Below are 1,290 nucleotides of genomic sequence, written 5' to 3'. Positions count from 1 at the left end.
TGATATGATCCCCTTATAGTAGACAGTTGAAAGAAAGTTACTTTACTGTTTATTATGGAGGGGATTTTTTATGGGGAAAATTAGAAGAACTTTTTCAATTGATTTTAAAATGAAAGCTATTGAATTGTACTCACATAGAGGAATTGGAAGCAAATTAATTGGAAAGGAATTGGGAGTTACATATTCAGTTATAGATAGATGGATTAAAAAATATGAAAATGAGGGGATTCTGGGCCTACAAGAAAAACGTGGAAGATCTAAACAAACAAATGAAGTCAGTCAAGACGCTAGAATACAACGATTAGAAGCGGAAAACGCATACTTAAAAAAGCTATTAGCTACGAAAAAGGAGATGAGGTCAACAAAAGTAAATCAGTAGAATACGAAGTCATTCATACCTTAAAACAGAACTTTTCAATTGTATTGCTTTGTGAAATTGCAGGTGTTTCAAGAAGTGGATATTATAAGTGGGAAAAAAGAATCAACGATCCCTCTGAAAAGATGAAAGAGGATCAATTTATCATGTCTAAAATAGTAGAATGCGAACGAGATCCAGATATAAATGGAAGCTATGGTTACCGAAGAATTTGTATATGGCTCAAAAAGTATTATGGTTTACAGATAAATCACAAAAGAGTATATCGTTTAATGAGGAAAATGGGGATACAAGCTAAGATTCGAAAGAAAAAGTGGAGGCATTTTGGTTTAAAAGAACAATGCGTCGTGTCGGAAAATCTGTTAAACAGAGAGTTTTCAACTACAAGACCAAATGAAAAATGGGTTACAGATATAACCTATCTTACCTTTAACAATAAGCGCATATATCTTTCCGTGATACTAGACCTTTACAATAACGAAGTTGTGGCCTACCAAATGAGCGAATACAACAATTTAAAATTAGTTACAGACACAGTCAATAAAGCCTTAAGAAAAAGAAAAGTCCACGAAACAGTATTACATAGCGACCGAGGTTATCAGTATACGTCAAAAAAATATAACCAATTACTTAAAAAGCACAAAATAACTGTGAGTATGTCTAGGAAGGGAAATTGTTACGATAATGCATGTATAGAGAGTTTTTTTAGTCATTTTAAGGCAGAATGCTTTTATAGACATACGTTTCATGAAAAAGCAGAAGTTTTTAAGGCTACTAAAAGATATATGGGCTATTACAATAACAAAAGATTTCAAAAAAGATTAAACAACCTTAGTCCTATTGAATTTGGAACTAAGGCTGCTTAATGAAAAGACACCTAATCTATTACTGTCTACTTGACAGGGGTAAGACCA

The 1,290-nt window shown here is 32.6% G+C and carries 2 protein-coding genes; both read left to right on the top strand.

Features of this window, described 5'->3' with window-relative positions; genetic code table 11:
* Positions 1 to 70 precede the first annotated feature (70 nt).
* A complete protein-coding gene (locus D1166_RS30890) occupies positions 71 to 379 on the top strand; it encodes a helix-turn-helix domain-containing protein (RefSeq protein ID WP_000516502.1) in 309 nt (102 codons plus the stop codon).
* The gene (locus tag D1166_RS30885) at positions 301 to 1,242 is read left to right on the top strand and encodes an IS3 family transposase (protein ID WP_114556261.1); all 942 of its coding nucleotides are present in this window, start codon (positions 301 to 303) and stop codon (positions 1,240 to 1,242) included. Before D1166_RS30890 ends, D1166_RS30885 begins: the two co-directional genes overlap by 79 nt.
* Positions 1,243 to 1,290: the final 48 nt, after the last annotated feature.

It is taken from the genome of Bacillus sp. ISO11, assembly GCF_003458115.1.
In the GTDB taxonomy this organism is placed as follows: Bacteria; Bacillota; Bacilli; order Bacillales; family Bacillaceae_G; genus Bacillus_A; species Bacillus_A cereus.
Note: the sequence above shows the minus strand (reverse complement) of the source record. Positions and strands in the feature narration are given on the sequence as shown.